Here is a 26564-nt window from a genome sequence, read left to right as displayed (position 1 = left end):
GGATCAGAACTTCGCGCCGACCGTGAACACGAAGCTCCTGCCCGGCGCCACCACGGCACGGTTGCTCCAACCCGTGGAGTAATTGAGATTATCCGTCAGATTGTAGCCGTTCAAAGCGAATTTCAGGTTCTTGTATTCGTACGCAATGAACGCATCGAGTGAGAAGGACTCCGGAATGCGGCCGGTGTTGCCCGAATTCGTGTAGTAGGCATCGGAATAGACGATGCCGCCGCCGACATCGAGCTTGCCTTCCATATCGAAGTGGCGAGACACCTCGTAGCTGGTCCACAGCGATACGGCATTGTGCGGCACGTAGGCAACTTCGTTGCCGACCGTCGACGGATTCGGTGGCGTGGCCGTCGAGGTAAGGATTTTGCTGTCCAGATAGCTGTAGGAAACACCGACAGTCCAGTTCTCGGTAGGCCGCCCGGAAACGCCGAGCTCGACGCCGCGCACGCGCTGCTTCTCGCCCGTGGCAACGGGATCACCGGTATTGGGATCGGTATAGAAGGCGTTGCTTTTTTCGACCTGGAACACGGCGCCGGTGACGCTCATCAGCCCACCGAGGAAATTGACCTTTCCACCAACCTCGTAAAGATCGCTCTTTTCCGGGTCGAGGTTCGGTTGAGTCGGGCTGATGGTGCTGGACCCGTTGGCGATAAACTGCCCCGCCGGTGTGAAGGAGCGTGCCCACGAAGCGTAGTAAGTCTGATCTGATGTCGGCTCCCAGATAAGCGATACTTTGGGGGAGAACACAGTGGTCTTTTCACGCCCGTCGAAGGGAGTCGGATCGCTATTCGATGTGGTCGCCTGATGGTACTTGGAGTCGAAATAGTCCAAGCGCCCGCCGGCCAGAACGGAAAACTGTTCCGTCAACCAGACCCGATCGCTTCCGAACAGGGCGATATTCGTGCCGGTGCTGTGGCGGTCCCCGTTGGGATTACGCGCGACCGTATAGGGCAGGTTGTAAGTCGCCCCCGGATTGCGGACATCGACGATGCTCGGATCCTTGCCGGTGACGGTGAAGGCGTCACGATCGTTTTCCTGATAGAAGGCATCAAGGCCCAAAACCAGTTCATGCCGTAGCGAGCCGGTCTCGAACCTGGCGACGCCTGTCGTCACGTTCTGGATGCCCCAGGAATTCTGCTCATAGGTTGGGTTGCCGCCGCCGTAACCGGACAGGAAAGCCGGATTGCCGGCGAAGAAGTCGGTAGCGCATGCGCCGCTGCACCCCGGCACGCTGGTGGAAAAGTCGCGGTCGTACACGGACAGCCGCGTATCGTTGTAGATCGTCAGCCAGTCCTCGGCCTGCCATTTCACCTTCGAGGTGACGGCATGGGTGTTGAAGACGTCGTGGTCCTGCTTCTTGCCGTAGAAGACATTACGGCTCACGCCGAACTCGGTGATGGGCAGCGAGGGATTATCCGGGCTTGCCGTTCCATTCACGACCATCGGCACGCCATAGTCGGGCGTACGGTCGCCATGCTGGTACATATAGCTGATGTCCCAGGTGAGGTCGGTGCCAATGCCGAACGAACCGGTGGCGAGGATGCCGGCGCGGTTGGACTCGACGTGGTCGCGGCCGGCAAGATCCTGCCAGTGGCCCATAGCGACGAAGCGCAGTGCGCTGGTTTCGTTCAACTGCTTGTTCACGTCCAGCGTGGCGCGGCCGAGTGGGCCGTTGCCCGCCTGTCCCTCGACATAAATTTCATCGCCGAGATGCGCTTTCTTCTGCTGGGTGTTGATGGCGCCGCCGGTGGTGCCCATGCCGAAGTTCTCGGAAGAGGGACCCTTGAAGACCTGCACGCCTTCATAGGCAAAGCTGTCGCGGACATAGACGCCGAAATCGCGCAGGCCGTCGCTGTAGATGTCGCCCTTGGCTTCGAAGCCGCGAATCTTGAACTGGTCGCCATTCAGGCCGCCACCGCCTTCGCCAATGGCCATGGTGACGCCCGGCACGTTGCGCAGCACCTGTTCGAGCGTCTGCGTCTTCTGTTGCTCCATCACCTCGGGTGTGATGACGTTGACGACCTGCGGAACGTCCTTGACCTTGCCCGGAATGCGGCCGAGGTCTGTTTCCTGCTCGACGGCGTTGGACGGTTCGCCCTTGCCCTGCACGTTGACTTGTTGCAGTCGGACATCACTATTGTTGCCGGCGCTGTTCTGCGCAGGCGCGACCGTCTGGGCGTAGGCCGGGCCGGTTAACGCTGCCGAAATGGCAATGACGGGCAGGAGCCCCAAAGTGTTGCGGATCTGTGCCGATCCTTCGGGTGCGGTCATGAGACCACCATTGCCAGTTTCCATGGATTTCATCCCCAACCTTTCTTGCTGGCCGCGATCCCTCCGGGGCCAGGAAAATGTCTCCAGATTGTTGCCGAGCCAAGAAAGCGGGGTCGCCGGGAAACACCGGCAACCTTCCGCTAGGGAAGCTGATAATAATTGTCAAGTATCATCCGATGAAGGGCCAGCCCGGTTGCGTTTCGGCAGAACGGTTTGCCGCAACCTGTTGCAAATGACGCACTGGGAGGCGCGGGTAGGGGGCGGTCCGTATCCGCACGCTGGCGTCAGGCCACCGGACAGGAGCCCTGGCGACGGAGCCGGGTCAACTCTGCGATACAGCGGGCTTCAGCGCGAATAGCGGATCGGCACCACCAGGCTCATGCGCGACTTGGCGATGTCCGGCGGCGGGGCCGGAACCGGGGAGGCGCGGCGCACCAGGTCGAGGGCGGCGCTGTCGAATGCCGGATCGCCCGAGGAGCCGGCGAGGGACACGCCGACCACGTCGCCGCCCGGATTGATGGTGAAGCGCACGGTGACGGTGCCGATGCCGCGGGCATCGCGCGGATAGCGCTTGTAGCGGTTGAGATGGGCGTTGACGCGCGACTGCCAGCGCGCCGGCGACATGCCGGAGCCGGCGGCCGCCTTGCTGACGCGCGGCGCGGCGGCCTTCGGCGCGTCGTCGGCCGACTTGGTTGCCGCCACCTGCGGCGCCGGCCGCTTCTTCTCGATCTTCTTTTCGACCTTCTTCTTCACCGGCTTTTCGACCGGCTTCGGCTTTTCCGGAACAGGGCGGCGCTGCGGCACCGCCATGGCGACCTCCGGCAGCGGCACTTCCTCCAGTTCCTCGACGACTTCCTCGACCTCTTCCAGAGGCTCGATCTCGGCGACCTCCTCGGTCTCGAGCGGCGTTTCCTCGGCCACCTCTTCCAGCACCGGTTCCTCGACCGGATCGAGTTCCTCGGTGACTTCCTCCACCTGCTCGACGGGGGCGCTGTCGACGACGTCGGCCATGTCGGTCAGCACCGCCTCGGGGGCGACGACCATGGGCGCCAGTTCCATCATGATGGCGGGGGCGGCGTCGAGGGAGGGGGCTTCCATGGCCGGCACGCGCTGCAGATACCAGGCGCCAGCCATATGCGCGGCGAGCACGAAGGCGGCGGCGCCCGACCAGAGCGCCATCTCGCCCTTGCCGAGATTGAGCGACAGGCTGTCTGCCGGATGGTAGGCCGTCTTGCGCATCGCGGGACTCATCACGGGGACCCGGTTCCGGTTTCCGTCGTCGCCGTCGGCACCATTTCAAGGCCGACCAGCGCAATCTTGAGATAGCCGGCCTTGCGCAGCAGGTTCATGACATTCATCAGCTCGCCATAGTCGACCGACTGGTCGGCCCGCAGGAAGACGCGCTGTTCCTTGTTGCCTTCGGTGAACGTGTCGAGCGCCCCGGCGAGGTTGTCGCGGGCCACCTCGTCATTGCCGAGCAGGACCGACAGGTCTTCCTTGACGGTGAGGTAGAGCGGCTTGTCCGGGCGCGGCGCCGGCGTGGCGGCCGCGGCCGGCAGGTCGACATTCACGTCCACGGTGGCGAGCGGCGCCGCCACCATGAAGATGATGAGCAGAACCAGCATGACGTCGATGAAGGGGGTGACGTTGATCTCGTGGGTTTCCTGGAGATCGTCGTCGTCGCCAGTAGTTTCCCTGATGCCTCCGGCCATGACGCCTGCTCCTATTCCGCCGCCAGCCTGTCCCGCGACGCGGCGGGCACCAGGCGGAAGTCGAGGTCGCGGCTGACGAGGCGATCGACGCCGGCGGCGGCATCGGCCAGCGCCTGCCGGTAGCCGGTGATCGAGCGCGAGAACACGTTGTAGATGACCACCGCGGGAATGGCCGCGACGAGGCCGATGGCGGTGGCCAGCAGCGCCTCGGCGATGCCCGGCGCGACGACGGCAAGGTTGGTGGTCTGCGATTCCGAAATGCCGATGAAGGAGTTCATGATGCCCCACACGGTGCCGAACAGGCCGACGAAGGGGGCGGTGGAACCGATGGTCGCCAGCACGCCGGTGCCGCGGCTGAGCCTGCGGCCGGTCTGGATCTGGATGCGTGACAGGCGCGAGAAGACGCGCTCCTTCAGGCCGGAGGGATCGGCATGGTCGAGCGCGCCGATCGACAGCCGGGTCTCTTCCATGGCGGCATTGACGAGCAGGGCGCCGGCGTCACGGCGCTTGTCGAGCTTCTGGGCGGCCTCCTGCAGAGAGGTCGAGCCGAGAATGGCGCGCAGGGCCGAGCGCAGCCGCGCCTTCGATCCGGCGAGCTCAAGCGACTTGGCCAGCCACACCGTCCAGGTGACGAGCGAGGCGAAGGCGAGGCCCAGCATGACGGCCTTGACCACCCAGTCGGCGGCCATGAACATGCCCCACGGCGACAGGTCGTGCGGCAGGGTCATGTCGCGTGCGCCGTCTTCCAGCGGCAGGGCCGCGGCCTCGGCGTCCTGCGCCGGTTCGGTCGCGGCGGGTGCGGGGGCCTGTGCCCCGTCCTGCGCGGTCGCGGGCGTATCGGAGGCGGCCGGCGCAGGGTTTTCAGGGGCCTGAGCGGCCGGTGCGGAAGGCGTGGTTTCGGCCGGCGCGACGGGTGCCGGCGCGGGTTCGGCCGGAACGGTGGCGGCAGGAGCTTCAGGGGCTGCCTGCTCCTGGGCGATGGCCGACTGGGCCAAGGCAAGGCAGATGCCGGCGGAGAGCGCGATGGCGGCCAGGCGTTTCATGGCCGATCCCTTTGCACAGAATTCATGCTTCATCAGATCGACCATACTGCAACCCATCTCAATTGTTTCGCGGCGCTCAAGCGCCATGCTGGTCCCGGCGCCAGTGGCGCACTTCATCGAAGGCCGTCCGGGGACGCCTTTCGATCAAACTGGATGGCGGTTACCATTGTTGACTAAATCATTCAAGATTATACGACAACTTTCGTCAGAAACTATGTCGAATTCCGGCGCCGGCAAGCCGGGCGGCGCCTTTTGCAGCCGCTCAGGCATGATCCTGCAGGTTCGCGAAGGCCAGCGCCGGCGCAAGCGAAGCCGGCAGCGTGGCGGCATGGCCGAGCTCGGGAAAGATGCGCAGTTCGACCGCCAGTCCCGCCCGCCGCTTCAGCCTGTCGACCATTTCCAGCGTGTGGGGAGCAGGGCCGTCCCAATGCGGGCCGGCCGGGTTCGAGCGTCGCTCGGCATCGCCCAGCATCACCAGCACGTCGGCTTCGCTGCCCGATAGCGGGGTCTGGGCTTCCAGGCCGAGCATCCACTGGTCGTTCCACCAGATCGACGGGCTGACCGGAGCGTAGCGCCGGAAGGCGCCGGGCCGGCTCAACAGCGAATAGAGGGTGCACAGGCCCGCCAGAGAATGGCCCCACAGGGCGCGGCGGGCCGGATCGACGGGAAGGCCGGCCTCGACCTCGTCGCGCAGTTGCCCGGCCAGAAGGTCGACAAAGGCGGCGGCGCCACCGGTCCTGCGGCCGTTGGGGGCAGGCAGGATCTCGACCGGCGTAAAGTCGAAGCTGCGTGCCACCACGTCGAAGCGCAGGTCCGTGTCGTAGCCGATTCCGGCGAGCGCCAGGGTGGGAACGGCCTTCAGATGCGCGGGCGTGAGCGCGTCGAAAGCGGCATTGCCGTCCAGCATGTAAAGCAGCGGATGGCCGGCGACGGGGGGCGCCGCATGCGGTATGGCGAGGAAGATCTGGAACGTCCGGCCGCCCTGCGTGGAAACCAGCCGGCGTTCCAGCCGGTGGGTGGAAACGCCGGTGTCGAAAATGGCAAGCGCCGCCGGTTGCGGCTGCTTGGGCTGGACGGGGGCAGGGGCGGCAGACTGCATCCTCAAGCTGTGGCAGGTCGGGTGAAACGCCGTCAAGAGCGGCCGGCGCTAACTTGACGATTTTTATCATGTACCCCATAAGCGGCCGGCCCTGAACTGACCGGGCCACTGCTTCAGGATGCATCTCTTGGCCGATAGCGTGCAGGCTTCTTCCGTGATCGAGGACTATGACCGGCTGGTGCGCAGGCGGCTGGCCATCCTCGCCGGCCTCTGCGTCGTCCTGCTGGCCGGCTTCGTTGCCGACCTGGTGACCGGCCCGTCGCAGCTTTCGGTGGCCGAGGCGGTGCGGGGCCTGATCTTCCCGGGCGAATTGTCGCCGCCGGTGCGCGTCATCATCTGGGATGTGCGGCTGCCGCAGGCGCTGCTGGCCGTCATGGTGGGCGCGGCGCTGTCGCTGGCCGGCGCGGAGATGCAGACCATCCTCAACAACCCGCTGGCCAGTCCGTTCACGCTCGGCGTGTCGTCGGCCGCCTCGCTGGGTGCCGCGCTGGCCATCGTGCTCGGCATCGGCCTGCCCGGCATCGCCAATAGCTGGATCGTGTCGGGCAACGCCTTCCTGTTCGCCTTCGGCTCCGTGCTTCTGTTGCAGGCGCTGTCGCGCCTGCGCGGGACGGGACCGGAAACGCTGGTGCTGTTCGGCATCGCCATGGTCTTCACCTTCAACGCGCTGGTGGCGCTGATCCAGTTCGTGGCGACGCAGGAGGCGCTGCAACAGCTCGTGTTCTGGAGCATGGGCAGCCTGACGCGCGGCAACTGGGAAAAGCTGGCGGTGCTGTTCGTCGTGCTGGTGCTGGTCACGCCCACCGCCATGTGGTCGGCGTGGAAGATGACGGCGCTGCGGCTCGGCGAGGACCGGGCGCGCAGCTTCGGCGTGGACGTGACACGGCTGCGCTTCGTGTCGCTGCTCAGGGTCTCGCTGCTCGCCGCCACCTCGGTGGCCTTCGTCGGCACCATCGGCTTCATCGGGCTGGTCGGGCCGCATATCGCCCGGCTGCTGGTGGGCGAGGACCACCGCTTCTTCCTGCCCGCCTCGATGGCGGCGGGCGCGGCGGTCATGTCGCTCTCTTCCGTGGCCAGCAAGGTGATCGTGCCCGGCGCGGTGATGCCGGTCGGCATCGTGACGGCGCTGATCGGCGTGCCCTTCTTCGTGGCGCTGATCTTCCTGAGGCGGGAGCGCACATGAGCGGCGCGGCGGCTTTGCTGGAGGTGGAGGGCCTGTCGGTCGGTTATCCGGGCCGCAAGGTCATCGACAATCTTTCGCTGGCGCCCATTCGCGGCGGCGGGCTGACGGCGCTGGTCGGGCCCAACGCGGCAGGCAAGACGACTCTTCTGCGCGGACTGGCGGGCCTCAACCGGGCGAGCGGCTCGATCCGCTTCGGCGGGCGCGAACTGGTGGGCGCCAGCGCCGCCGAGCATGCCGCCCATGTCACCTACATGCCGCAATCGCTGCCGCAGCGCGTCGGGCTTACCGTGTTCGAGGCGCTGCTGGGTGCGTTGAAGGCCTCGCCGCACGGTCGCGCGTCGAGTGCCGACCGGGAACTGGCGCTGGAGACGCTGGCGCGCCTCGGCATCGAGCAACTGGCCATGCGGCCTCTGGACGAGCTTTCGGGCGGCCAGCGGCAGATGGCAAGCCTGGCCCAGGCGATCGCGCGGCGGCCCTCGGTGCTTCTGCTGGACGAGCCGACCAGCGCGCTCGACCTCAACCACCAGCTTCGCGTGATGAAGGTGGTGCAGGCGATCGCCCGCGAGCGCGGCATCGCCACGGTGCTCGTCCTGCACGACATCGCGCTGGCCTGCCGCTGGTGCGAGCGCATCCTCGTGCTGTCGGGCGGCAAGGTGTTCGCCGACGGGACGCCCGACGAGGCGGTGACGCCGGAAATGTTCGCCGGCGTCTATGGCGTGCAGGCGCGGGTGGAGCGCTGCTCGCGCGGCTATCTCCAGGTCATGGTCGACGACGCGGCCTAGTTTAGATCGGCCCAGTAGGTGCCCTCGATCGGCACGGCGAGGAAGCGCTCGTTGATCTCCTGTCGGGTCTTTTCCGGGTCGAGGTCCGGGAACAGGTCGGGGCGGATCCACTTCGCCAGCGCCTCGACGGTGAGGATATCCAGTGGCGAGTTGAGAAGCTGGTGGGACAGGCCGTGGACGCGGTGTTCGCGCGCCGCGGCGAGGCCGGAAATGCCGTTGCGGGCGGCGACGCGGGCCAGTGTCTCCCTTATGCGCTTTTCGTCATAGCCGGGGCCGATCAGCAGGCCGGCGGTGCCTTCCATATGCGGGCCGCCGGTGGCGATATAGACCTGCGGGTCGGCCGAGATCACATATTCGAGGTTCAGCGTGCCGGTCACGCCCTGCAACACGTTGCCGATGTTCTCGCCGCCGGCGAACTCGATGTAGTTGCCGATATTGCCGCGCCCCGGCGAGGCGCAGCACTCGTCGGTCCGGGCCGCATGCGGCTCCAGGAAGACGCGCGGACGCGGCCCGGACGCCGCCGCCACCCTGGCCGCGATGGCGTCCATATGCGCGCGGCGGAAGGCGAGGAAGGCGTCGGCCTCGGCGCGGCGGCCGGTGACGTCGCCCAGCAGGCGCAGGCTGGGTTCGAGGTTTTCCAGAGGCTGGTCGAAGAAATCGATGATGGCGACCGGCACGCCGGCGGCTTCCAGCCGGGCGATGTCATCGGCGCCGGGCTGCGACTGGAGCGAGAAGATGGCAAGGTCCGGCTGGGCACCCAGCACCTGTTCGACCGAGAAGGTGCCGGCCGAACTGGCGGTCAACGCCAGCTTCTCGATGGCCGGGAACTTTTCCGCATATTGCCGGTAGGTCTCCGCCCCGAGGCGGTTGATGTCGCGCGGCCAGGCCGAAAGCAGGCTGACCGGGTCCGGATGGATCAGCGACAGCGCCACCAGATAGCGGCTGTCGTCGATGAGGATGCGGTGGGCGGGTTCGGCCAGAACGATCCTGCGGCCGGTGAGATCGGTCGTCTCGATTTCGGCCTGTGCGGGAGCGGCCGTCAGAAACGCAAGCGCCGTGAACAGGGCGCAGGCAAGAAGCTGGATGCGATTTCTCATGTAAGGCGGACCTATGTGCGGACGGCGAGGCGGGACGGCAGCATGCGCGACAGAAGCCCGTCCCTGCGGATGAACTGGTGCCAGACCACCGCCGCGACATGCAGCATGACGATGGCGAGGATAAGCTTCGCGCCGAGATTATGGAGGTCGCGCGGCCAGCGGCCAAGCGTCTTGCCGAAGGCGGAAATGGCCAGCAGGCCGAGCGCCGGCTGGGCCAGTATGGCCAGATAAAGCAGGCCGTGCCCGGCATGCGCCGCGATCCGCTGCAGGCGCGACATGCCTTGCGGCAGCGGTGGCGCCCGATGGGTGAGGCGCCAGCCTATGCGGGCCAGCGCCAGCGCCAGTATGGCCGAGCCGAGGGTGATGTGGGTGCGGAACAGGTAGAAGCGCGGCTCCGAGCCGCGCTCGAAAAAGCCCCAGATCCAGCCGGTTGCGAACTGGGCGAGCACCAGAACCGCCACCAGCCAGTGCAACCAGATGGCGACCGGATCGTATCGGTGCCGCTCGTTCATATCCGGTTTCGCTCCTTGCATGCCCTCGTCAACTGTCTGCGCTGGCATCATGGATTCACGTCCACAATGCAAGTTTTTAAGTTGACATTGCAATTCATATTTTTATTGGTGCCGGTAAATCCATGACGGGTTCCCTTGTCGGAATCCTTTCCGGTTTCGCGCGCAAACCGCATGTGCGGCCGGAAAACTGAAACTCAGGTGCGTATCTTGTCGTCAGGAAACGAGGTTGCGGGAACCGGCAGACAGGCGGAAGAGGTCTTCCGGCTGTGCGGTAGCGAAAAGACCCTGATCGGACAAGGGCTGCGCGCGGAAGTCGCGCGCGGGGCGATCGACAGCCTCGCGGAGCGCGTACGCGGCTTTTTTTCTGATCGCCAAGGCGGCCCGCGACTCGTCATGGGCAGCCTGCCGTTCGATCGCTCCCGGGCCGACTACCTGTTCCAGCCCGAGGCGGTAGCCATGGGCAGCCGGAGCGAGGCCGGCAAGGCTGCCACCTTGCCCGATGCGGTGCATTGCACCATCCGGCCGGTGCCGGCCCCTTCGGCCTATCGCGACGCGGTCGCCGCCTGCCTGGAGATGATCGCGGCTTCGGCCGGCGATGCCGAGCCGCTGACCAAGGTCGTGCTGTCGCGCAGCCTCGAACTGGCCTCGTCGCATGCATTCGATGCCGGGAACCTGATTCGAGCGCTGGGCAGGGATCCCAGCGTCACCGTGTTCTCCACGCTTCTGCCGGCCGAGGCCGATGCGCCGCACCCGCTGCTGGTGGGCGCGACACCGGAGCTTCTGGTGTCGAGGAAGGGTGCCGAAGTGGTCTCGTATCCACTGGCGGGTTCGGCCCGGCGCTACGGCGATCCGGGCGCCGACCGCCGTTCGGCCGCTGTGCTGGAGGGTTCGGAGAAGGACCGGCGCGAGCACCAGGCCGTGGTCGATGCGGTGTTCGATGCGCTGTCGCCTTATTGCAGTGAGTTGACGGCGCCGGACGGCACGACGCTGCGGCCCACCGCCTCCATGTGGCATCTGGGCACGCGCATCGTCGGCAGGCTGAAGGACACCGAAACGCCGGTGGCTGAGCTGGCTGGCGCGCTGCATCCGACGCCGGCCGTGTGCGGCCTGCCGCGCGAGCGCGCCGCCGGGGTGATCGGCCAGCTGGAAGGCTACGATCGCGGCTTCTATGCCGGCGCTGTCGGTTGGGCCGACGAGAAGGGCGACGGCGAATGGTATGTCTCGATCCGCTCCGCGCGGCTGGCTGGCAGGCACGCGACGCTCTATGCGGGGGCAGGCATCGTCGCGGGCTCCGATCCCGCCGGCGAGACCGACGAGACCTCGGCCAAGTTCGTGGCGCTGCTTTCCGCACTCGGTATTGACGAGCACGGCCGACCCCTGCGAGAGCATGCGGCATGAGTGAAGTCAGCCAGACATGGCCGGAGGAATTCGCCCGGCGCTACCGCGACAAGGGCTATTGGCGCGGCGAAACTTTTCCCAAGATGCTGCGCGAGCGCGCCGCCGCCTTTCCCGACCGCATCGCCGTGGTGGGCGGCGATCAGCGCTGGAGTTATGGCGAGCTGCATGCCCGCGCTGAAACGGCGGCTGCCGGTTTCCTCAAGCTCGGGCTGAAGCCCGGCGAGCGGGTGATCGTGCAGATCGGCAACCGGCCGGAGTTTCTGTCCGTGGTGTTCGGCCTGTTTTATGCCGGGCTGATCCCGGTCTACGCGCTGCCGGCGCACCGCCGCACCGAGATCGTGCATTTCGCCGGGAAGGCCGAAGCCGCCGGCTATGTGGTGGCCGACAGGGGCGACGGTTTCGACTATCGCGCCCTTGCGCGCGAGGTGAAGGCGCAGGCGCCGAGGCTTCGCCATGTCGTGGTGCTGGGCGAGGCGGAGGAATTCGCGCGCTTCGAGGATTTTGCCGCCGATCCGTCGCTGCTGCCGGGCGATCCTTCCCCCTCAGATGTTGCCTTCCTGCAGATTTCGGGCGGCAGCACCGGGCTGTCGAAGCTCATTCCGCGCACCCATGACGACTATATCTATTCGTTCCGGGCGAGCGCCGAGATCTGCGGGCTCGATGAGAACAGCGTCTACATGGCGGCGCTGCCGGTGGCGCATAATTTCCCGATGAGTTCGCCGGGCGTGATGGGCGCGCTTCATGCCGGCAGCCGCATCGTCATGTGCCCTTCGCCCGACGCGCAGATGGCGTTCGCGCTGATCGCGCAGGAGAAGGTGACGATCACCGGGCTGGTGCCGCCGCTGGCGCTGTTGTGGATGCAGGCGGCGGCCAGTGCGAAGCACGACCTTTCCAGCCTGAAGGTGTTGCAGGTGGGGGGGGCGAAGTTCATGCCGGAAGCCGCGCGCCGGGTGCGTGCTGCGCTGGGCTGCCAGCTCCAGCAGGTGTTCGGCATGGCCGAAGGGCTGGTGAACTACACGCGGCTCGACGACCCGGACGAGATCGTGGTGGAAACGCAAGGGCGGCCGATCAGCCCTGACGACGAGGTGCTGATCGTCGACGATGCGGGCAATCCCGTGCCCGAAGGCGAGGCCGGCAACCTCCTGACGCGCGGGCCCTATACGATCCGCGCCTATCACAACGAGCCGGGCGCGAATGCGCGTTCCTTCACCGGGGACGGTTTCTACCGCACCGGCGACGTTGTGAAGCGCACGCCCGAGGGCTACCTCGTGGTGCAGGGGCGGGCGACCGACCACATCAACCGCGCCGGCGAGAAGGTTTCGGCGGAAGAGATCGAGGACCATCTTCTGGCACACCCGAACGTGTTCGACGCGGCGGTGGTGTCGATCCCGGACGAGTTCCTCGGCGAGCGGAGTTGCGCCTTCATCATCCCGCAGGGCGAGAAGCCGAAGGGCGCGGCCATCAAGGCGTGGATGCGCACCCGCAACGTGGCCGAGTTCAAGGTGCCGGACCAGATCCTGTTCGTGGATGCGTTCGAGACCACGGCGGTCGGCAAGATCAGCCGCAAGGAGCTGCGCGCGCGGCTGCGGCAGGCATTCCTCGACGCCGAAGCGGAAAAGGGGTGAACGCCATGGGCCTGCCGACGATCCCGCCCTACGACCTGCCGTCAGCGGCGGAACTGCCCGCTTCGCGCGGGCCGTGGAAGGTGGAAGCCGCTCGCGCGGCGCTGCTGATCCACGACATGCAAAACTATTTCGTGCGGCCCTTCGTGACGGATGCTTCGCCGCTTGCGCCGGCCATCGCCAATATCGCGCGGCTGGCGGCACATTGCCGGCAGAAGGGCATTCCGGTGTTCTATACCGCCCAGCACGGCGACCAGGACCGGTGCGACCGTGGCTTGCAGGCCGACATCTGGGGGCCGGGGATGAGTTCGGCCGAGGCGGATCAGGCGATCATCGCGCCGCTTGTGCCTGAGAAGGGCGATTTCGTGCTGGTCAAGCATCGTTACAGCGCCTTCCAGCGCTCCAATCTGGAGGTGCTGATGCGGGCGCGCGGGCGCGACCAGCTCATCGTCACCGGCATCTATGCCCATATCGGCTGCATGATGACGGCGGCGGAGGCCTTCCAGCGCGACATCGAGGCGTTCTTCGCCGCCGACGCGCTGGCCGATTTTTCCCGGGCGAAGCACGACCTGGCGCTGGACTGGGTGGCGGGGCGCTGCGGCGTCGTCGCCGGCACCGACCAGTTCATCGCCGCCCTTGTTTGACGGAGGCTGACATGGCCATCACGCTGGAGCGCATGCGCGCCGACATCGCAGGCATGATCCACGAGGACCCGGAGGAAATCGGGCTGGAGGACAACCTAATGGACCTCGGCATCGATTCCATGCGCCTGCTCAACCTCATCCTGAAATGGCAGGAAGACGGGCTCGACCTCGAATTCGCCGAACTGGCCGACCGCTTCACGCTGGCCGGCTGGTGGGAGGCGATCCAGGCGAAGCAGGCGGGCGCGGGCGGCGGGGCCTAGACATGGATGCCAAGCCGCCTGCCGCCGCTTCAGGGACAGGCGCGCCGCTGACCGAGGCGCAGACGGGCCTCTGGTACACGCAGCGCATCGACCCGGCCAATCCGATCCTCAACACCGGGCAGTATCTCGATATTGTCGGGCCGCTCGATGTGGACGCCTTCCGCAAGGCGGTGGATGAGACCGTGCTGGAGGCCGAGGCGCTGTCGCTGCGCTTCGAGGACGGACCTGACGGACCCGTGCAAATGGTCGATCCGTCGCGGCGGCCGTTCCTCGAAATCGTGGATGTTTCAGGCGCGGACGATCCCGTAGCCGAGGCGCTGGCGCTGATCGAGGCCGATACGAACACGCCGGTGGACCTCGCCCGCGACCGGATCGCGGCGTTCCGGCTCTACCGGCTGTCGCACGAGCGGCATTTCTTCTACGAGCGCATCCACCATCTGGCCATCGACGGTTTCGGCATGGTGCTGGTGACCAACCGGGTGGCCGAGCGCTATGGCTGCCTGATGAAGGGCACGGAGCCGGCGGCGAATTTTCCGCCGTTGCAGGTGGCGCTGGATGACGACCGCGCCTATGCGCAATCGGAAAAGCGCGAGGCGGACCGCGCTTTCTGGCACGAGGCGATGGCGGGGCTGGAGCCGGTGACCGGCATGGCCCCGGGGCGCGCTGTCTCCGGCCCGAACTTCCACCGGGAAAGCTGCTACCTGCCGCAAAGATTCATGGAACGGCTGCAAGCCTTTGCTTCAGAAGCGAAAGTGACGTGGCCGGATGCGCTGACGGCGCTGGTCGCGGCCTATTGCCGGCGCTTCGCCGGAACGGAAGAGATTGTCGTCGGCGTGCCCTATATGGGGCGGTTGGGCAGCGTGGCGGCGCGCGTGCCCTGCATGCTGATGAACGTGTTGCCGCTGCGCGTCGCGCCAGACGAGACGCAGGGCGTGGGCGATTTTCTCGTTGGCGTGTCGAAGCAGATGATGCGGGCGCGAAGGCACGGGCGCTACCGCTCCGAGCAACTGCGTCGCGATCTGGGATTGGTCGGCGGGCAGCGCCGGCTCTATGGGCCGCTGGTCAACATGCAGCCCTTCGACCTGCCGCCGACCATGCCGGGACTGGATGTTAAGCTGAACATCCTCGGCGCGGGCGCGGTGGACGACATCACTTTCACCTTCCGGGGGGATGCGCGCAGCGCGTTGCTGATGGAGGTGGATTCCAATCCCGTGCTCTATTCGGTGGAAGCCACAAGAGCGCATTCGCGGCGGCTGGCGGCTTTCCTCGAAAAAGCCATGGAGGCGGCGACGCTGGCGGATGTGCCGACCGCCTGCGAGGCTGATGTGCAGCGCTATGTGGTGGAAGCGAACCGCACCGAACATGAGGTGCCGGACACGACGCTGACGGCGCTGATCGAGGCTAAGATGCGCGCGACGCCGGATGCGCCGGCGTTGGTGTTCGGCGACACGGTGCTGAGCTATGCCGAGCTTGACCGGCACACGGCGTCGCTAGCCGGCGAACTGGTGAAGCTTGGGGCGGGGCGCGACAGGATCGTGGCGGTGGCGCTGCCGCGCTCGCTGGAACTGGTGATCGCCCTGATCGCGACACTGCGGGCGGGCGCGGCTTATCTGCCGCTCGACCTCGACAATCCGCCGCAACGGCTGGCCCGCATCGTGGCATCCGCCGAGCCCGTCTGTGTGCTGGCCGAACCGGGCAATGAAGCTTTTGCGTACGCGCAAGTGCTGGCTCCAGCGTGCTGGCCGACGGAGCCGGGTGGCGCGGCATTGCCGCAGGTCGAACCCCGTGACATGGCCTATGTCATCTACACATCCGGTTCCACGGGCGAGCCGAAAGGCGTGGTGATCGAGCATCGCGCCATCGTCAACCGGCTGGAGTGGATGCGCACGCACTACGGCTTTTCGGCCAAAGACCGCTTCCTGCAAAAGACGCCCGCCACGTTCGACGTCTCGGTTTGGGAATTCTTCCTGCCCTTCCTGTGCGGGGCGCGGCTGGTGGTGGCGCCGCCCGGCGCGCATCGCGACCCGGCGGCAATTGCGGCGCTGGTGCGCCGGCACGGCATCACCACGCTGCATTTCGTGCCTTCCATGCTCTCGGCCTTCCTGGCTTCGCCGGCCTCGCAGGGCCTGAGCGTCGCGCGCACATTCTGCAGCGGCGAGGAACTGACCGCCGACCACCGCGACCGCTTCCATCAGCGCATTACGGGCGAGTTGCACAATCTCTACGGGCCGACCGAGGCGGCGGTCGATGTCAGCTACTGGCCGGCGGGGCCGGACGATACGTCTTCGCCGGTGCCGATCGGTTTTCCGGTGTGGAACACGCGGCTCTATGTGCTGGATGCACGGCTGCGGCCGCTGCCGCCGGGCGTCGCCGGCCATCTCTACCTTGCCGGCGTGCAGCTTGCCCGCTGCTATCTGGGTCGGCCGGATCTCACGAAAGAACGCTTCGTGGCCGATCCGTTCCGGCCGGGCGAGCGCATGTACATGACCGGCGATCTGGCCCGGCTGCGCGAGGATGGCGCGGTTGTCTATCTCGGGCGCTCCGACCATCAGGTGAAGATCAGGGGCCTGCGCATCGAGCTTGGCGAGATCGAGGCGGCGATTGCCGGCTCCGGTCTGGTGAGCGATGCGGCGGTGATCGTGCGCGAGGACCGTCCGGGCGACAAGCGCATCGTCGCCTATGTGGTGGCGGGCGAGGGGTATGACGTGGAGCAATTGCGCCGGCATATGGCGGCGCGGCTGGCGGATTACATGGTGCCGTCGGCCGTGGTCGAGATGCAGGCGATGCCGGTCAACGCCAACGGCAAGCTGGACCGCAAGGCGCTGCCGGCACCGAGCTTCGAGGCGACAGCCGCGCGCGCGCCGATGACGCCGACCGAGGCCGCGCTCTGCCAACTCGTGGCCGATGTGCTGGGACTGGAAGCGCTGCCCGACCCGGATGCGGATTTCTTCAATCTGGGCGGCGATTCGCTGCTGGCCGTGCATCTTTTGTTGCGGGTTCAGGAGCGGTTCGGCTTCGATCCGGGGCTGGGCGTCCTGTTCGAGCATCCGACCATCGCCACGCTGGCCGCAGCAATCGATGCCGACCGGGTGCATGACAGCGGGCTTGAGCCGGTCATAAGGCTGCACGGTGGCGATGGAGGCAGGCCGCCTTTGTTCATCGTCCATCCGGCGGGCGGGCTTTCATGGGGCTATCGCACGCTGGCGCGGTCGCTGGTGGCGGGGCGCGCGGTGTATGGGCTGCAATCGCCGGCCATCGATCCCGGCCATCCGCTGCCCGACAGTCTCGATGCGTTGGCCGCCGATTATGCGGCGCGGATCGTGGAGCTTTGCCCGGAGGGTCCTTACCATCTGGCCGGCTGGTCGGTGGGCGGCATCATCGCGCATGCCATGGCTGTGCATCTTCAGGCGCTTGGGAAGAAGGCCGGCGTGGTGGCGATGCTCGATTCCTATCCGGCGGAGTGCTGGCGGGCCGAGCCGGAGCCGGACGAGGCGGCGGCGCTGCGCGCGCTGCTGGCGATTGCCGGCTACGATCCCAACGCGCATCCCGAACTGACGACGCGCGCGGCCATCATCGCCTTCCTGCGCGCCGGCGACAGCCCGCTCGGCAATTTGCCGGGAACGGCGCTGGACGGGGTGGTGCGGGTGGTGCTCGACACCAACCGGCTGGTGCGCACCCACTATCACGACCGCTATGACGGCACGGTCACGCATGTGCGGGCCGGGCTCGACCACAAGGAGCGCCCCGATCTGGTGCCGGAGCTGTGGTTGGCGCACGCGGCGGCGCTCGACTGCATCGAGGTGCCGTTCCTGCATCCGCAACTGACCGCGCCGGCGGCCTCGGCGCTGATCGCGCCGGAGCTGGACCGCCGGCTTGCCCAATACGACTGAAGGAGTTTTTTCATGCGCCCGACCGGACTTGAGGGAAAGACCGCGCTGGTGACCGGTGCCGGGGGCGGTATCGGGCAGGTGGTGGCGCGGCTTCTGGTGGAGGAGGGCGCCAACGTTCTGGCGACCGACTTCGACGTGGAAGGGCTTGCCGCTTTGGCCGACCTGCCGGCGGACAGGGTGACGACGGCTGCGCTCGACGTGCGCGATTCTTCTGCCGTCGAGGCGCTGGTCGAGGCCCATGAGCGCGACGCGGGGCCGATCGACCTCGGTGTCAGCGTGGCCGGCATCCTGTCGACCGATCTCGTCACCGAAACGTCGGACGCGACATGGCGCAACGTGTTCGCTGTCAACAGCGACGGCGTGTTCCATGTGATGCGGGCATTGGCAAAGCGCATGAAGGAAAGGCGGCGCGGCGCGCTGGTGACGGTAAGCTCCAACGCGGCCGGCATTCCGCGCCACGCCATGGCCGCCTATGCGGCGTCCAAGGCGGCGGCCACCATGTTCACCCGCTGCCTCGGACTGGAACTGGCCCCCTTCGGCATACGCTGCAACATCGTCGCGCCCGGCTCGACGCTGACGCCGATGCAGACCGGGATGTGGGCCGACGAGACCGGCGCGGAAAAGGTGATCGCCGGCTCGCTGGAGACGTTCAAGAGCGGCATTCCGCTCGGCAAGCTGGCGACGCCGCAGGACATCGCCGAAGCCGTGGTGTTCCTGCTCTCCGACCGCGCCGGACACATCACCATGAGCGACCTTTATGTGGACGGTGGCGCCACCTTGCGCGGTTGAGCAAATATAACTTGAGCATCATTATCATGTTATGTAGAACGGAGCCGTTCTCCCAAAAGACCGCTGCTTGCAGGGGTCGCAACTGACAGGAAAGCTTTCCATGCACGGCATTTCATCCTCCGTTTCCCGAAACCGGTCCGCTGCGGGATTGCGCTTCATCATTGCGGCGGGCGCATTGGCGCTCAGCCTCGGCACGGCGCTGGCGCAGGTCGCCTTCGATGCGCCCGACGCCGATTTCCAGGGCCGCGTGCGCGCCACGGCGGCCGAACAGGGCAAGCCCGTCTATTCGGGCTCGGAGATCAAGATTTCCGGCCAGGACTTCAAGCCCGGCCAGTCCGTGACCATCCAGCGCGGCACGCAGACGCTGGGCGACGGGGCCATTACCACCGACCAGGAAGGCAAGTTCGAGGCGACCTTCAAGCTGCCCGAGGATGCCGCCGTCGGCACCCATCCGCTGGTGCTGACCACGGCCGCGCCCTACCATGCCGAGATCGTGGAACTGAAGGTCTCGCCGCAGGTGCCGCTGTCGGGCGAGGACAAGTTCGAGGTCAAGGACAACAAACTGGTCCCCGGCCTCTACCAGAGCGCCTACAGCGCCAAGAACGATGCCGTGTTCGTGACCTCGGCCGTCGGCCGCCCGCCGGTGAAGGCGTCGGAACTGGTCAAGGTGAACCCCGAGACGCTGGAGATCGCCGCACAGGTGACGCCGGCGGAAGCGCCCGCGCGCGACGAAGGCAAGGAAGGCGGCGTGTTCGCCGTCTATGGCGTCGCCGTGGACGACAGCAACGATACGGTGTGGGTGACCAACACCCGCCAGAACACGGTGGCCGTCTACAAGCAGTCCGACCTTTCGCTGGTCAAGCAGTTCGAGCCGGGCGTCGCCCCGCATGCCCGCGACGTGGTCCTGGACGAGAAGAACGGCAAGGCCTATGTCACCGCCACCGGCACGCCGAACGTGGTTGTGTTCGACACCAAGACGCTGGAGCAGGCCGCCACCATCGAGATCAAGAGCGACAAGCGGGGCGAGAACTTCTCGGTCGGCAGCCTGAAGCTCGATGCCGATAGCGGCAAGCTGTTCACGGTCAGCCTGTCCACCGACGAGGTGGCGATCGTCGATGTCGCCAGCGGCGAGGTGGACAAGGTGATCCCGATCAAAGGATCGCGCGGTTCCATCGGCGTTGCCTATGACGGCGAGACCAAGCGCATCTTCGTTGCCTCGCAGGGCAGCGACAATCTTCTCATCGTTGACGCCGACAGCGGCGAGACGCTGCACAACGTGCCGGTCGGTGCAGGGGCGCTCAACGTCGCCTTCGATCCGGTCAACGACCTTGCCTATGTCAGCAGCCGCGGCGCCGGAACGGTCACCGTTGTCGATCCGGATGGCAACATCGTTGCCAATCTCGAGAACGCGCCGTTCGCCAATCATGTCGCCATCGACGGCAAGGGTGACGTTTTCGCCATCAACAAGTCGACCGGTCCGGAAGACGCGGCAGGCGACCGCATTTCCAAGCTCACTCCCAAGCAGTGATCGCGGGGCACCGGCCGGGCCTGCATCCGGCCGGTGCCTGAAAGCGGGGGAGCGCTCCGCTCCCTTTTGGCAAAATTCGTCGAAGAAATGTCAGAGCGCCGTGCATCCGTCGGGATGCGCGGCGTTTTCATGTTCCGGGACGACACGGCGCGCTCACGGCCTGACGCGCGGCAATTCACCGCTTCCCGTCGTCATCCACAGGACGCTGCCGCAAAGCTGCGGTGAATGGGTGCTATTATCAACTTCATGAACATTCGACTTGATTGAGAGACACATGTTCACTATTGATGGATCAACCACTGGAGGACGCACGACATGAGCATCAACATCGCCCCGACCGGTCTGGCGCGGGATCTTCAGGAACGTGCCGCAACGGGCAAGCCGATCCGCATCGGCCTCATCGGCTCGGGCGAGATGGGCACCGATATCGTCACCCGCGTGGCGCATATGTCGGGCATTGAGATCGGCGCGATCTCCGAGCTGAGGGTTCCGAATGCCCACAAGGCGGTCGACATCGCCTATCAGGAAGAAGGCCATTCGCGCGAGGTTTCCAACGCTTCCGACATGACGGCGGCGATGGAGGCCGGCAAGGTCGCGGTGACCGCCGATGCCGACCTCATCATCAACAACGACCTGATCGACGTGGTCATCGACGCCACCGGGGTTCCGGCCGTGGGCGCCGAGATCGGCCTGCGCGCCATGGAGCACGGCAAGCATCTGGTGATGATGAATGTCGAGGCCGACGTGACCATCGGCGCTTACCTCAAGAGCGAAGCGGACCGCCTCGGCGTCACCTATTCGCTGGGCGCGGGCGACGAGCCGTCGTCGTGCATGGAACTGATCGAGTTCGTCTCGGCCATGGGCCATCCGATCGTCGCCGCCGGCAAGGGCAAGAACAACCCGCTCAACATCGACGCCACGCCGCCCGACTACGAGGAAGAGGCGAAGCGCCGCAACATGAACGTGCGCATGCTGGTCGAGTTCGTCGACGGCTCCAAGACCATGGTCGAGATGGCGGCCATCGCCAACGCCACCGGCCTGGTGCCCGACAAGCCCGGCATGCACGGCCCCGCCGCCACGCTCGACCAGCTCTCCAGCGTGCTGATCCCGGAAAAGGACGGCGGCGTGCTCTCCAAGGTCGGCGTGGTCGACTACTCCATCGGCAAGGGCGTGGCGCCGGGCGTGTTCGTGGTCGCGGACATGTCGCATCCGCGCATTTCGGAGCGCATGGAAGACCTGAAGATGGGCAAGGGCCCGTATTTCACCTTCCATCGCCCCTATCACCTAACCTCGCTGGAAGTGCCGCTGACCTGCGCCCGCGTCGTGCTCTACGGCAAGGCCGACATGGTGCCGCTGGCCAAGCCGGTCGCCGAGGTCTGCGCCGTCGCCAAGAAGGACATGCAGCCGGGCGAGAAGCTCGATGCCATCGGCGAATACTGCTACCGCGCCTGGATCATGACGGCGCCGGAAGCGCACGCCGCCAAGGCCATTCCCTGCGGCCTGCTGCAGGGCGGCTCGGTGACCGCGCCGATCAAGAAGGGTGAGCTGATCACCTATGCCAACGCCGCGCCCGCGCCGGGATCGAAGATCGCCGAACTGCGCGCCCGGCAGGACAAGCTCGTCTACGGTTGAGGAACCTGAACATGGCCACAGCGAAAAAGGCGGCGGAACAGTCGAACCTGCCCTTCGCCTACACCCAGTACAGCCACGAGCAGCTCAGGGACGTGCTGCGCAAGATGTATCTGATCCGCCGCTTCGAAGAGGGCGCGGAAGACAGCTACATGCGCGGCCTGATCCACGGCACCATGCACCTGTCCATCGGGCAGGAGGCGAGCGCCATGGGCATCTGCATGCCGCTCACCGACGACGACCAGATCACCTCCACGCATCGCGGCCACGGCCATTCGATCGCCAAGGGCGCGGACGTGAAGAAGATGTTCGCGGAATTCTTCGGCAAGACGACCGGCTACTGCAAGGGCCGTGGCGGCTCCATGCACATCGCCGACGTCAGCAAGGGCAATCTCGGCGCCAACGGCATCGTCGCCGGCGGCATTCCGATCGCCGTGGGTGCGGCGCTGTCGGCCAAGCGCCTTGGCAACGGCAAGGTCGTCGTCTCCTTCTTCGGCGACGGCGCCAACAATGAGGGCGCGTTCCACGAATCGCTCAACATGGCTTCGATCTGGAAGCTGCCGGTGATCTTCGTGTGCGAGAACAACGGCTACGGCATGTCCACCTCGACGGCGCGCTCGACCGCAGTGCCGAACATCGCCGACCGCGCCGCCGCCTATTCGATGCCGGGCGTGATCGTCGACGGCAACAATTTCTCGGAAGTGGCGGAAGCCTCCCATGCCGCCGTCGAGCGGGCGCGGGCCGGCGAGGGGCCGACGCTGATCGAATCCAAGACCTACCGCTATCGCGGCCATTCCAAGAGCGACCGCAACCGCTATCGCACCAAGGAAGAGATCGAGGACTGGATGACCAACCGCGATCCGATCACCCTGTTCGAGACCGAGCTGAAGGAATTCGGCGTGGTCGACGACAAGGGCATCGAGGCGATCCGCGAGGACGTGGCGCGCGAGATCGCGGCAGGCATCGAGTACGCCAAGGAAGGCCCCATGCCCGAAATCTCCGACCTTGCCAGATTTGTCTATACGGAAGAGGTGGCGTGATGGATGCCGCTGTGCGTGAACTGAGCTACTCGCAGGCCATTCAGGAAGCCATGGCGATTGCCATGGAGGCCGACGAGCGCGTCATCCTCATGGGCGAGGACATCGGCGTCTATGGCGGCGCCTTCCAGGTGACCGGCGATCTGGTCGAGCGCTTCGGCACCGACCGGGTGATGGACACGCCGATCTCCGAACTCGGCGGCGCCGGCGTCGCCGTCGGTGCGGCCGTGACTGGCCTGCGTCCGATCTTCGAATTCCAGTTCTCCGATTTCGCCACGCTCGGCATGGAGCAGATCGTCAACCAGGCCGCCAAGATGCGCTTCATGCTGGGCGGCGAGGTCTCCGTTCCCGTCGTCATGCGCTTTCCGGCCGGTTCGGGCACGGGTGCTGCCGCCCAGCACAGCCAGAGCCTCGAGGCATGGCTGGCGCATGTGCCGGGCCTCAAGGTGATTCAGCCGGCCACCCCGCATGACGTGAAGGGCATGCTGCTGGCGGCCGTCGCCGATCCCGACCCGGTGATGATCTTCGAGCACAAGCTGCTCTACAAGATGAAGGGCCCGGTGCCGGAAGGCCATTACACGGTGCCGATCGGCAAGGCCGAGGTGCGCCGCGGGGGCAAGGACCTGACCATCGTCGCCACCTCGATCATGGTGCACAAGGCGTTGGAAGCGGCCGAAACTCTGGCCGGCGAGGGCATCGACATCGAGGTCATCGACCTCAGGACCATCCGCCCCATCGACCGCGAGACGGTGATCGAGAGCGTCAAGAAGACCTCGCGCCTGCTGTGCGTCTACGAGGCGGTGAAGACGCTCGGCATCGGCGCCGAGATCAGCGCCATGATCGCCGAGAGCGAGGCGTTCGACTATCTCGACGCGCCGATCGTGCGTCTTGGTGGCGCCGAGACGCCGATCCCCTACAATCCGGAGCTGGAAAAGGCCGCCGTGCCGCAGGTGCCCGGCATCATCGCTGCTGCCCGCGACCTGGCGAAGGGAGTGCGCTGAGACATGGCCGTCGAAGTCATCCTCCCCAAGGTCGACATGGACATGGCGACCGGACAGATCTCGCGCTGGTTCTTCAAGGAAGGCGACACCGTCAAGCAGGGCGACGTGCTGTTCGAGATCGAGACCGACAAGGCGGCGATGGAGATCGACGCCCCGGCCAGCGGCGTCCTGCGCAACATCACCGGCAAGGAAGGCGTGGACATTCCCGTCGGCCATGCGGTGGCGTGGATCTATGCCGAGGGCGAGGATGCAAGTGCTGCTCCGGCGGCTGCGTCTGCCGCGACCCCGGCCGCCGAAGTGAAAATTGAAAAGCCCGAATCGTCCTCCCAGGACAGGTCCGCGCAGACTGCGCCCGCGGTACAGGATACGCCTGTACAGGCGGGTGCGGTCCGCGCCACGCCGCTGGCGCGGCGTCTGGCCCGCGAGGCCGGCCTCGACCTTTCCGGGATTTCGGGCTCGGGTCCGCAGGGGCGGGTGGTGAAGGCCGATGTCGAGGCGGCGATTGCCGGCGGCGGGGCCAAGGCGGCCGCTCCGGCTGCGGAAGCCGGCGCGCCTGCCGCAGCCGCGCCGGCGGTCAAGCCGATGTCGGACGAGGCGGTGCTCAAGCTGTTCGAGGAAGGCTCCTACGAGTTGATCCCGCACGACAATATGCGCAGGACCATAGCAAGGCGTCTGGTCGAGGCGAAGTCGACCGTGCCGCACTTCTACCTCACCTTGGACTGCGAGCTGGATGCTTTGTTTGCGCTGCGCAAGCAGCTCAACGACGCCGCCCCGGTGAAGAAGACCGAAAAGGGCGAGGAGCCGGCCTACAAGCTCTCCGTCAACGACCTGATCATCAAGGCGCTGGCGCTGGCGCTCAAGGAGGTGCCCGACGCCAACGTGTCGTGGACCGAGGGCGCGATGGTCAAGCACCGGCATGCCGATGTCGGCGTGGCCGTCTCCATCCCCGGCGGGCTGATCACGCCGATCGTGCGCAAGGCGGAGGAAAAGAGCCTGTCGTCGATCTCCAACGAGATGAAGGACCTGGCGGCGCGGGCGCGGACCCGCAAGCTGAAGCCGGAAGAGTATCAGGGCGGCACCACGGCGGTGTCGAACCTGGGCATGTTCGGCATCAAGGACTTCGCCGCCGTCATCAACCCGCCGCATGCGACGATCCTGGCGATCGGCGCGGGCGAGCAGCGGGCGGTGGTGAAGGGTGGCGAGGTCAAGGTCGCGACGGTGATGTCGGTGACCTTGTCGACCGACCACCGGGCGGTGGACGGGGCGCTCGGCGCCGAACTCGTCGGCGCCTTCAAGCGCCTCATCGAAAACCCGATGGGTCTCGTTGTCTGAACCGCGTTGGCGCTGGCCGGCAATGCCCCTATATTCGGGCTGAAAATTCCTCGCCCTTGTGGGCGGGGAACGCCAAGGCAGCAGGGAACCTCGCCATGCCCCCGTTCGGTCCATCCGACGTCCGCAACATTGTCTCGAAGGTGATGAGCGCCTCGCCGGCCGACATCAAGCTGGTGGCGCAGCGCCTGCACGACCATGCCTTCGAGGAACGGCTTTCGGGCGAGGACACCGCCCGGCTGGTGCAGCAACTGGGCTATGAAAGCCTCGAAGCCTTCTGCACCGACTTGCAGCTTCCCGCCCACATCGCCGAGCGCTGGGCGCGATTCGGCATTTCCGTCGAGATGCGGCAGGTGCTGACCCTGCTCGTCACCCACCGCCGCCGCATGAACGAGGCGGTGCGCGAGTTCGAGGACATGACCAATGCCGGCCTCGACGATTTCCTGCGCGAGCGCGGGCTGATCTAGGAAACGCCCCATCGTCATCCCGGCCAACGGCAAGCAGATTGCTCTGGCACGGCATGGACTCCCGGACAGCCTTCGCTTCGCTGCGGCAGACTTCCGGGATTGTTTGATCGATATCGGGTAGGTTGAGCAGCGAGGCTGCGGGCCTGCAAACCCGCAGCCTCGGCGGCAGGCGACCGGTTCCGGGATCGGGCCGACACCCGACGTCATCAAGGTCTCTGCCGCCTTTGCACCCCCGCTTGGAGAGTTGATCGGGCCTCTGGCACACCACCACGCCCGCAAACAATCCGAAGCCTGCAAAGGATAGCACCGTCATGACCTTCCTGCACCATGCGCCCGTCCGCTGCCTCGGTGTCGATGTCGCCAGGGACCGGCTGGCCGTCGATGACGGCATCACGGCTGCGACTGTCGCCAACAGCCGCGCAGCCATCCGCTCGCTGCTCAGGACCAGCCGCCCCGATCTCGTCGTGTGCGAACCGACGGGCGGCTACGAGTTGCTGCTCCTGGAAGAGTGCCTGAGGGCCGGCATCGCCTGCCACCGCGCCGACACGCTCAGGCTCAAGGCCTTCATCCGCTCCTTCGGAACGCTGGGCAAAAGCGACGCCATCGACGCCGCGCAGATGGCCGCCTATGGACGCGAGCGCTGGACGAAGCTGCCCTTGTGGCAGGCGCCCGACGCCGACGAGAAGCAGATGCAGGCCCTCGTGCGCCGAAGGGCCGACCTGGTCGCATTCAAGGTTGCCGAGCAGAACCGGTCACGGGCACCCGGTGCCAGGGCGATGGCCGCCTCGTTTCGGGCCATGCTCGCAACAATCACCCGGCAGATCGCGGCGCTCGAGCGGGCGATCGCCGCGCTGGTGGCGCAAAACGCGGGCCTGCGCCACCGCGTCGCCATCTGCACCGGCATGAACGGCATCGGCACGGTCAGCGCCGTGACGATCCTCGCCCTGATGCCCGAGCTCGGCCATCTCCAGCGCCGACAGGCCGCAGCGCTGGCCGGCACCGCCCCGCACCCCAACGAGAGCGGCACAGCAAGGGGCCGGCGACGCCAGCGCGGCGGCAGACCGCAGGTCAGGACCGCACTCTTCATGCCGGCCTTGCGCGCCGCTGCCGGACAAGGCGAGTTCGCCGCCTTCTACGCGCGCCTCATCGCCAACGGAAAACCACCGATCCTCGCAATCGCAGCGACCATGCGAAAGATCATCATAACCCTCAACGCAAGGCTCAGAGACAATCAAAACCATCAGAGTTGATGACGAGGGAAT

Annotated in this window: 22 protein-coding genes; 15 read left to right on the top strand and 7 right to left on the bottom strand. The window is 66.4% G+C overall.

Annotated features, from left to right (window positions below; translation table 11 throughout):
- Positions 1-3: 3 nt before the first annotated feature.
- The 5 genes from ACVCNR_RS04100 to ACVCNR_RS04080 all read right to left on the bottom strand — a co-directional run bounded on the left by ACVCNR_RS04100 (position 4) and on the right by ACVCNR_RS04080 (position 6134).
- The gene (locus tag ACVCNR_RS04100; RefSeq protein ID WP_447073902.1) at positions 4-2313 is read right to left on the bottom strand and encodes a TonB-dependent receptor; all 2310 of its coding nucleotides are present in this window, start codon (positions 2311-2313) and stop codon (positions 4-6) included.
- 312 nt (positions 2314-2625) lie between these two features.
- Positions 2626-3519 carry an energy transducer TonB family protein gene (locus tag ACVCNR_RS04095; RefSeq protein ID WP_354191908.1) on the bottom strand — a complete coding sequence of 298 codons (894 nt, stop codon included), beginning with the start codon at positions 3517-3519 and terminating at the stop codon, positions 2626-2628.
- Positions 3520-3530: 11 nt separating this feature from the next.
- Complete coding sequence (gene exbD, locus ACVCNR_RS04090) at positions 3531-3992, bottom strand: TonB system transport protein ExbD (RefSeq protein WP_447073901.1); 462 nt, start codon at positions 3990-3992, stop codon at positions 3531-3533.
- An 11-nt stretch (positions 3993-4003) separates the two neighbouring features.
- Positions 4004-5035, bottom strand: coding sequence for a tonB-system energizer ExbB (gene exbB, locus ACVCNR_RS04085; RefSeq protein WP_447073900.1), 1032 nt, complete (start codon positions 5033-5035; stop codon positions 4004-4006).
- 262 nt (positions 5036-5297) lie between these two features.
- Complete coding sequence (locus ACVCNR_RS04080; RefSeq protein WP_447073899.1) at positions 5298-6134, bottom strand: alpha/beta hydrolase; 837 nt, start codon at positions 6132-6134, stop codon at positions 5298-5300.
- A 118-nt stretch (positions 6135-6252) separates the two neighbouring features.
- Here ACVCNR_RS04080 and ACVCNR_RS04075 point away from each other — a divergent pair, with 118 nt between their 5' ends.
- Positions 6253-7317 carry a FecCD family ABC transporter permease gene (locus tag ACVCNR_RS04075; protein ID WP_354191913.1) on the top strand — a complete coding sequence of 355 codons (1065 nt, stop codon included), beginning with the start codon at positions 6253-6255 and terminating at the stop codon, positions 7315-7317.
- The gene (locus ACVCNR_RS04070; protein ID WP_354191914.1) at positions 7314-8099 is read left to right on the top strand and encodes an ABC transporter ATP-binding protein; all 786 of its coding nucleotides are present in this window, start codon (positions 7314-7316) and stop codon (positions 8097-8099) included. The genes ACVCNR_RS04075 and ACVCNR_RS04070 overlap by 4 nt, the downstream gene beginning before the upstream one ends.
- On the opposite strand, the gene ACVCNR_RS04065 is transcribed toward ACVCNR_RS04070, so the two are convergent.
- Positions 8096-9196, bottom strand: coding sequence for an ABC transporter substrate-binding protein (locus ACVCNR_RS04065; RefSeq protein WP_354191915.1), 1101 nt, complete (start codon positions 9194-9196; stop codon positions 8096-8098). The two genes, ACVCNR_RS04070 and ACVCNR_RS04065, sit on opposite strands and share 4 nt — an antisense overlap.
- An 11-nt stretch (positions 9197-9207) precedes the next feature.
- Positions 9208-9708, bottom strand: coding sequence for a cytochrome b (locus ACVCNR_RS04060; RefSeq protein WP_354191916.1), 501 nt, complete (start codon positions 9706-9708; stop codon positions 9208-9210).
- A 198-nt stretch (positions 9709-9906) separates the two neighbouring features.
- Here ACVCNR_RS04060 and ACVCNR_RS04055 point away from each other — a divergent pair, with 198 nt between their 5' ends.
- The 13 genes from ACVCNR_RS04055 to ACVCNR_RS03995 all read left to right on the top strand — a co-directional run bounded on the left by ACVCNR_RS04055 (position 9907) and on the right by ACVCNR_RS03995 (position 26552).
- On the top strand, positions 9907-11106 hold the full coding sequence (locus ACVCNR_RS04055; protein ID WP_435521511.1) for an isochorismate synthase: 1200 nt from the start codon (positions 9907-9909) through the stop codon (positions 11104-11106).
- On the top strand, positions 11103-12731 hold the full coding sequence (locus ACVCNR_RS04050; protein WP_447073898.1) for a (2,3-dihydroxybenzoyl)adenylate synthase: 1629 nt from the start codon (positions 11103-11105) through the stop codon (positions 12729-12731). Before ACVCNR_RS04055 ends, ACVCNR_RS04050 begins: the two co-directional genes overlap by 4 nt.
- 5 nt (positions 12732-12736) lie before the next feature.
- Positions 12737-13372, top strand: coding sequence for an isochorismatase family protein (locus ACVCNR_RS04045; protein ID WP_447075635.1), 636 nt, complete (start codon positions 12737-12739; stop codon positions 13370-13372).
- Positions 13373-13383: 11 nt separating this feature from the next.
- Positions 13384-13632, top strand: a complete 249-nt coding sequence (locus ACVCNR_RS04040; protein WP_354191920.1) for a phosphopantetheine-binding protein — start codon at positions 13384-13386, stop codon at positions 13630-13632.
- A 2-nt stretch (positions 13633-13634) separates the two neighbouring features.
- Positions 13635-17522: a non-ribosomal peptide synthetase gene (locus ACVCNR_RS04035; protein WP_447073897.1), complete on the top strand. Its 3888-nt coding sequence runs from the start codon at positions 13635-13637 to the stop codon at positions 17520-17522.
- Between the two features lie 12 nt (positions 17523-17534).
- Complete coding sequence (locus tag ACVCNR_RS04030) at positions 17535-18311, top strand: 2,3-dihydro-2,3-dihydroxybenzoate dehydrogenase (RefSeq protein ID WP_447073896.1); 777 nt, start codon at positions 17535-17537, stop codon at positions 18309-18311.
- A gap of 100 nt (positions 18312-18411) precedes the next feature.
- Complete coding sequence (locus tag ACVCNR_RS04025; RefSeq protein WP_354191923.1) at positions 18412-19839, top strand: glutaminyl-peptide cyclotransferase; 1428 nt, start codon at positions 18412-18414, stop codon at positions 19837-19839.
- A 315-nt stretch (positions 19840-20154) separates the two neighbouring features.
- A complete protein-coding gene (locus ACVCNR_RS04020) occupies positions 20155-21471 on the top strand; it encodes an NAD(P)H-dependent oxidoreductase (RefSeq protein WP_354191924.1) in 1317 nt (438 codons plus the stop codon).
- Between the two features lie 11 nt (positions 21472-21482).
- On the top strand, positions 21483-22508 hold the full coding sequence (locus tag ACVCNR_RS04015) for a thiamine pyrophosphate-dependent dehydrogenase E1 component subunit alpha (RefSeq protein ID WP_354191925.1): 1026 nt from the start codon (positions 21483-21485) through the stop codon (positions 22506-22508).
- Positions 22508-23506: an alpha-ketoacid dehydrogenase subunit beta gene (locus ACVCNR_RS04010; RefSeq protein ID WP_447075634.1), complete on the top strand. Its 999-nt coding sequence runs from the start codon at positions 22508-22510 to the stop codon at positions 23504-23506. The genes ACVCNR_RS04015 and ACVCNR_RS04010 overlap by 1 nt, the downstream gene beginning before the upstream one ends.
- Positions 23507-23509: 3 nt before the next feature.
- Positions 23510-24838: a pyruvate dehydrogenase complex dihydrolipoamide acetyltransferase gene (locus ACVCNR_RS04005; protein ID WP_354191926.1), complete on the top strand. Its 1329-nt coding sequence runs from the start codon at positions 23510-23512 to the stop codon at positions 24836-24838.
- Between the two features lie 95 nt (positions 24839-24933).
- Positions 24934-25302 carry a hypothetical protein gene (locus tag ACVCNR_RS04000; protein WP_354191928.1) on the top strand — a complete coding sequence of 123 codons (369 nt, stop codon included), beginning with the start codon at positions 24934-24936 and terminating at the stop codon, positions 25300-25302.
- 311 nt (positions 25303-25613) lie between these two features.
- Positions 25614-26552: a transposase gene (locus ACVCNR_RS03995; RefSeq protein ID WP_447073895.1), complete on the top strand. Its 939-nt coding sequence runs from the start codon at positions 25614-25616 to the stop codon at positions 26550-26552.
- The last annotated feature ends 12 nt before the right edge of the window (positions 26553-26564 follow it).

The organism is Aquamicrobium terrae, assembly GCF_052978165.1.
This window is presented reverse-complemented; position numbering and strand designations above follow the sequence as displayed.